The sequence below is a fragment of the Streptomyces sp. NPDC047880 genome (assembly GCF_040706515.1).
Lineage (GTDB): Bacteria > Actinomycetota > Actinomycetes > Streptomycetales > Streptomycetaceae > Streptomyces.
The window spans coordinates 46,417-52,416 of sequence record NZ_JBEZOK010000040.1; the positions used below are offsets into that span (position 1 = coordinate 46,417).

Sequence of the window (6,000 nt, forward strand, 5' to 3'; positions counted from 1 at the left end):
GCCTTTTGGCTTGCTGGACGGCGCGAATGTAGCGGAGAGTAAACACCCCATCACACGTTTTCCCGGACATTCATCCGATCGTGTGAGGATTGGCCCCGGGACTGACGCGTATGGGCCGGGCGTACAGTGGCTTGGGCGCGCTACGTGCCTGATACACCCGTCCGAGGGAGGCGCTTGCCGTGAGTGAGTTGCGGTTCGTCCGCATGGGGTTCGGTGACGAGGCCGTCGAGTACCAGGAGGCGTGGGACGAGCAGCGCCGGGTGCACGCGGCGCGCTTCGCGGACGAGATCCCCGACACCGTGCTGCTCCTGGAGCACCCCCCGGTCTACACGGCCGGCCGGCGCACGGCGGACGACGAGCGGCCCCTCGACGGCACGCCCGTCATCGACGTGGACCGCGGCGGCAAGATCACCTGGCACGGCCCCGGCCAGCTGGTGGGCTACCCGATCCAGAAGCTCCCGCGCCCGGTGGACGTCGTGGCGCACGTACGCCGCCTGGAAGAGGCCCTGATCCGCGTGTGCGCGGAGTTCGGCCTGGAGACCACCCGGGTCGAGGGCCGCAGCGGGGTGTGGATCCTGGGCGACCCGGTCGAGCAGCGGCCCGCGCCGGGCGGACTGTCGCTGGACTTCGACCCCCGGCTCCAGGACGAGGAGTTCGACCCGCGCATGAACGGCCCGGAGTACGCTCCGTCCAACGCGGGCCAGCGCCGGGAGGACCGCAAGATCGCCGCGATCGGCATCCGCGTGGCCAAGGGCGTCACCATGCACGGCTTCGCGCTCAACGTGAACCCCGACAACAAGTGGTTCGACCGGATCATCCCGTGCGGCATCCGCGACGCGGGCGTCGCCTCACTGGCCGGCGAGCTCGGCCGGGACGTGACGATCGAGGAGGTCCTGCCGGTCGTGGAACGCCATCTGCGGGAGGTTCTGGAGAACGCCGAGCCGAGGCCCCGGGAGATCGAGAAGGCGCCTGCGGCATAGATCGGGCCGTGGCGGAGCTGGAGGGGTAGAGCCCACACAGGCTTTCAAATCAACGGGCGTACCCTTGAGGACGCCGAAGAATCAATCGCTAGGGAGCCGGTCGTGTCCGCAGTCGCACCCGACGGACGCAAGATGCTGCGCCTGGAGGTCCGCAACAGCCAGACCCCCATCGAGCGCAAGCCCGAGTGGATCAAGACCCGGGCGAAAATGGGCCCCGAGTACACCGCGATGCAGAAGCTCGTGAAGAGCGAGGGCCTGCACACGGTCTGCCAGGAAGCCGGCTGCCCCAACATCTACGAGTGCTGGGAGGACCGGGAGGCCACGTTCCTCATCGGCGGCGACCAGTGCACCCGGCGCTGCGACTTCTGCCAGATCGACACCGGCAAGCCCGAGGCGCTCGACCGCGACGAACCCCGCCGCGTCGGCGAGTCCGTGGTCACGATGGACCTGAACTACGCCACGATCACCGGCGTCGCCCGCGACGACCTGGAGGACGGCGGCGCCTGGCTGTACGCGGAGACGGTCCGCCAGATCCACCGGCAGACCGCCGGGCGTGAGGGCGGCCACACCAAGGTCGAGCTGCTGGCCCCTGACTTCAACGCGGTCCCCGAGCAGCTGGAGGAGGTCTTCTCCTCCCGGCCCGAGGTCTTCGCGCACAACGTCGAGACGGTCCCGCGGATCTTCAAGCGCATCCGCCCCGGCTTCCGCTACGAGCGCTCCCTGAAGGTGATCACCGAGGCGCGCGACTACGGCCTGGTCACCAAGTCGAATCTGATCCTCGGCATGGGCGAGACCCGCGAGGAGGTCAGCGACGCGCTGAAGCAGCTGCACGACGCGGGCTGCGAGCTGGTCACCATCACGCAGTACCTGCGGCCCTCCGTGCGCCACCACCCGGTGGAGCGCTGGGTGAAGCCCCACGAGTTCGTGGAGCTGAAGGAGGAGGCCGAGCAGATCGGCTTCTCCGGCGTGATGTCCGGACCGCTGGTGCGCTCCTCGTACCGCGCCGGTCGGCTCTACCAGATGGCCATGGAGCAGCGCCATTCGGCCGCTCCGCCGCGGGAGGACGGTCACATCGCGGCGCAGGCCGTCTGACGGACCGTCACCACCCCTGCCCTCAAGGGGCGGGACAAGCGTGTGAATTCGCGCACAAGAGACTACCCACCGGTAGCGACCGATTTGACGCGGTCCTGACCGTCCTCGCAGATGAGGACACATGCCAGGACCGCGTCGGCGTTCCCCCACTTCCCGCCAGGGCTTCATGGGTGTTTGACCGGCCGGTCACGCCCTGGTAACACCAATCAGTGACGCTGAACTCACAGCACGTACACCCGTCACCCGAGGGGGGACCTCACCCATGCAGGCCGCGCCGCCCGTCCGCGCCACCGCGATTCCGTCCTTCACGACCGCACTGCGCGCCGTCGAGTCGCTGCTGATGAGCAGCGGTCAGCGCACCGCCCGCCGCAACGCCTGGACCTCCGTGCTGGAGGACCGCCGCCGCGCCAAGGACCGGGTAGAGACGCAGCGCGTCATCGAGCAGTCCCTGTCCGTCCGTCCCTGACTCTCCCGGCCCTCCCCCAGGGGCGCCCGCGGGCACTGCCGTCGTCGGCGCTTGTGGGGCCACGTAGACTTCGTGGCATGGCGAGGAAGGAACCTGCAGCGGACGCTGCTAATGCCGGGCGACTGAAGCAGATCGCCCTGACCTACAAGATGACCCGCAAGGCCGACAAGAAGATCGGTCTTGTACTCGCGGCTGTCGGAATCGTCACCTTCGGTGTCTTCCTCGCGATCGGTTTCTTGATCGGTCACCCCATCTATCTCGGCATCCTGGGCCTCCTGCTCGCCTTCCTCGCGACGGCGATCGTGTTCGGGCGCCGGGCCGAGCGGGCCGCTTTCGGACAGATGGAAGGCCAGCCCGGCGCCGCCGCGGCGGTGCTCGACAACATCGGCCGGGGCTGGACGACGACGCCCGCGGTGGCGATGAACCGCAACCAGGACGTGGTGCACCGCGCGGTCGGCAAGGCCGGCGTCGTCCTGGTCGCCGAGGGCAACCCGAACCGCGTGAAGACCCTGCTGGCCGCCGAGAAGCGGAAGATGAACCGCATCGTCGCGGACGTCCCGGTGCACGACCTGGTCGTGGGCACGGGCGAGGGGCAGGTCGAGCTGAAGAAGCTGCGGACGACCATGCTGAAGCTCCCGCGGGTGCTGACCGGCCCGCAGGTCACGGCCACCAACGACCGGCTGCGCGCCCTGGGCGACCTGATGAGCAACATGCCGCTGCCGAAGGGGCCGATGCCGAAGGGCATGCGCCTGCCGAAGGGCGGGCCGAAGGCCCGCTGAGACCCGCACACGACATGAACGAAACGAGGGGCGCCCCGATCACACCGGGCGCCCCTCGTTTCGTTCATGTCGTGCGTGTCCCGCCGCGTCGGTGTTCACCTCGTGCGTGTCACGCCGCGCCGGTGTGCGTCAGATGCGGACCTCGACCGTGCCCGCCAGCCGGTCGTGCAGGCCGCGGCCGTCGCGGTCCCAGATCAGGGCGGGGATCGCGAGGAAGAGCAGGACCGTGCGCAGTGCGGCGCGCCACGGGCTGACCCGGCCGGTGGCCAGGGCGAGCACCCGCAGTCCGAAGAGGCGCTTGCCGGGGGTGGAGCCGACCGTGCCGACCGTGAGGACCATCAGCGCGAACATGATGAGCGGCGCCCAGATCTGCGCCGCCTCGTTGTAGCTCTGCGTGATAAGACCGTATGCGATCAGGAGACACAGGCCCCAGTCGACGGCGAGGGCGCCGAGCCGGCGGCCCGGGCGGGCGATCGAGCCGGGTCCCTCCTCGGGCAGACCGAGCTGCTCGCCCCGGTATCCGAAGTCGACACCGGCCTCTTCCGCGGCCGCGCGGGGCCCGGAAAGCCACGATCCGAGTGCTTGCCTGTTGTCCACCCGTCCACGGTACTGCGCCCGTAAATGACCAGGGCACGGCGGGGTGTGTCCGGGCTACGGTGGGGGGTGAGCCGGTTAACTTGTGCGAAACAAATGAGTCACGCCCGAGAAACCACCCGTCCCTAGGGTCGAGGTCAGCGTGTGCCACCCGCACTGGCCGCACGAACGAACTACCACCCCGGCGGGACGGTCGGGAGTAGGAGGAGCTGGATGTTCCAGAACGCCGACGAGGCCAAGAAGTTCATCGCGGACGAGGACGTCAAGTTCATCGACGTCCGCTTCTGCGACCTCCCGGGCGTGATGCAGCACTTCACGGTGCCTGCGGAGGCGTTCGACGCTGACGAGGAGCTGGCCTTCGACGGCTCCTCGATCCGGGGCTTCCAGGCCATTCACGAGTCCGACATGGCGCTGCGCGCGGACCTCTCGACCGCCCGGGTCGACCCGTTCCGCCGTGACAAGACGCTGAACATCAACTTCTTCATCCACGACCCGATCACGGGCGAGCAGTACTCCCGTGACCCGCGCAACGTGGCGAAGAAGGCCGAGGCCTACCTCGCGTCGACCGGCATCGCCGACACGGCGTACTTCGGTCCCGAGGCCGAGTTCTACGTCTTCGACTCCGTCCGCTTCGCGACCACCGCGAACGAGTCCTTCTACCACATCGACTCCGAGGCGGGCGCCTGGAACACCGGTGCCCTCGAGGACAACCGCGGTTACAAGGTCCGCTACAAGGGCGGTTACTTCCCGGTCCCGCCGGTCGACCACTTCGCCGACCTGCGCGCCCAGATCTCCCTGGAGCTGGACCGCGCCGGCCTGAAGGTCGAGCGCCAGCACCACGAGGTGGGCACCGCCGGCCAGGCCGAGATCAACTACAAGTTCAACACGCTGCTCGCGGCGGCCGACGACCTCCAGCTCTTCAAGTACATCGTGAAGAACGTGGCCTGGCAGAACGGCAAGACCGCGACCTTCATGCCGAAGCCGATCTTCGGTGACAACGGCTCGGGCATGCACGTCCACCAGTCGCTGTGGACCGGCGGCCAGCCGCTGTTCTACGACGAGGCCGGTTACGCGGGCCTGTCGGACACCGCCCGCTACTACATCGGCGGCATCCTCAAGCACGCCCCGTCGCTGCTGGCCTTCACCAACCCGACGGTGAACTCGTACCACCGCCTGGTGCCGGGCTTCGAGGCGCCGGTCAACCTGGTGTACTCGCAGCGCAACCGCTCCGCCGCGATGCGTATCCCGATCACGGGCTCGAACCCGAAGGCCAAGCGCGTCGAGTTCCGCGCACCGGACGCCTCCGGCAACCCGTACCTGGCCTTCTCGGCGCTGCTGCTCGCGGGTCTCGACGGCATCAAGAACAAGATCGAGCCGGCCGAGCCGATCGACAAGGACCTGTACGAGCTGGCTCCCGAGGAGCACGCGAACGTCGCCCAGGTCCCCACCTCCCTCGGCGCCGTCCTGGACCGCCTGGAGGCCGACCACGAGTTCCTGCTCCAGGGCGACGTGTTCACCCCGGACCTGATCGAGACGTGGATCGACTTCAAGCGCACGAACGAGATCGCCCCGCTGCAGCTGCGTCCGCACCCGCACGAGTTCGAGCTGTACTTCGACGTGTGATCGACGCCTGATCGAGGCAAGACCGCCCGCGCCCCCGCTGTCCTTCCGACGGCGGGGGCGCGGCCGTCTGTTCTATTCTTGGGGCAGGACCACACGGGGGTGGATGGGAATGCCGGAGCACGAACAGGACGACCAGCGGCGCGAGTTCGACCTCGGATGGGCGGACCGGGCCGAGCACAAGGAGCCCTCGGCGCGGGCCCGGATGCTCGCCGCGCGCTGGAAGCACAACCCGCCCGGGCCGGTGCCGTTCCGCGCCGACCCCGAGCACGTCGGCTCCCGCCGCCGCTCCTCGTGGATCTCGACCGCGGTGGTACTGGGCTGCGTGGCGGCGGTGATCGTGCTGCTGGGCTACATCAACTTCAGGGCTCCGTACTAGGGTCCGTCTTCAAAGATCGCTAGATGGTGGATCATGGTGGCGTGGTACGCCGTCATGAACTCACGGACCAGGAGTGGGAGTTACTCGCTC

General features: G+C 68.7%; 7 protein-coding genes. 6 read left to right on the plus strand and 1 reads right to left on the minus strand.

Annotation, left to right across the window (positions count from 1 at the left end; all coding sequences use genetic code 11):
• The first annotated feature begins 179 nt into the window (after window positions 1–179).
• The 4 genes from lipB to AB0937_RS37070 all read left to right on the plus strand — a co-directional run bounded on the left by lipB (window position 180) and on the right by AB0937_RS37070 (window position 3,317).
• A complete protein-coding gene (lipB, locus tag AB0937_RS37055) occupies window positions 180–980 on the plus strand; it encodes a lipoyl(octanoyl) transferase LipB (protein WP_366718373.1) in 801 nt (266 codons plus the stop codon).
• 102 nt (window positions 981–1,082) lie between these two features.
• The gene (lipA, locus tag AB0937_RS37060; protein WP_366718374.1) at window positions 1,083–2,072 is read left to right on the plus strand and encodes a lipoyl synthase; all 990 of its coding nucleotides are present in this window, start codon (window positions 1,083–1,085) and stop codon (window positions 2,070–2,072) included.
• Window positions 2,073–2,334: 262 nt separating this feature from the next.
• Entirely contained in the window at window positions 2,335–2,538 is a 204-nt protein-coding gene (locus AB0937_RS37065; protein WP_030837456.1) for a hypothetical protein, read from the plus strand.
• A gap of 77 nt (window positions 2,539–2,615) precedes the next feature.
• A complete protein-coding gene (locus AB0937_RS37070) occupies window positions 2,616–3,317 on the plus strand; it encodes a DUF4191 domain-containing protein (protein WP_366718377.1) in 702 nt (233 codons plus the stop codon).
• A gap of 129 nt (window positions 3,318–3,446) precedes the next feature.
• Here the strand turns inward: AB0937_RS37070 and AB0937_RS37075 are convergent, their stop codons facing one another.
• On the minus strand, window positions 3,447–3,914 hold the full coding sequence (locus tag AB0937_RS37075; protein ID WP_366718379.1) for an RDD family protein: 468 nt from the start codon (window positions 3,912–3,914) through the stop codon (window positions 3,447–3,449).
• A gap of 210 nt (window positions 3,915–4,124) precedes the next feature.
• Between AB0937_RS37075 and glnA the strand changes: the two genes are divergently transcribed.
• Both glnA and AB0937_RS37085 read left to right on the plus strand, forming a co-directional pair.
• A complete protein-coding gene (gene glnA, locus AB0937_RS37080; protein ID WP_366718381.1) occupies window positions 4,125–5,534 on the plus strand; it encodes a type I glutamate--ammonia ligase in 1,410 nt (469 codons plus the stop codon).
• A 109-nt stretch (window positions 5,535–5,643) separates the two neighbouring features.
• Window positions 5,644–5,910 (plus strand): hypothetical protein, encoded by a 267-nt coding sequence (locus tag AB0937_RS37085; RefSeq protein WP_366718383.1) that lies wholly within the window; start codon window positions 5,644–5,646, stop codon window positions 5,908–5,910.
• Window positions 5,911–6,000: the final 90 nt, after the last annotated feature.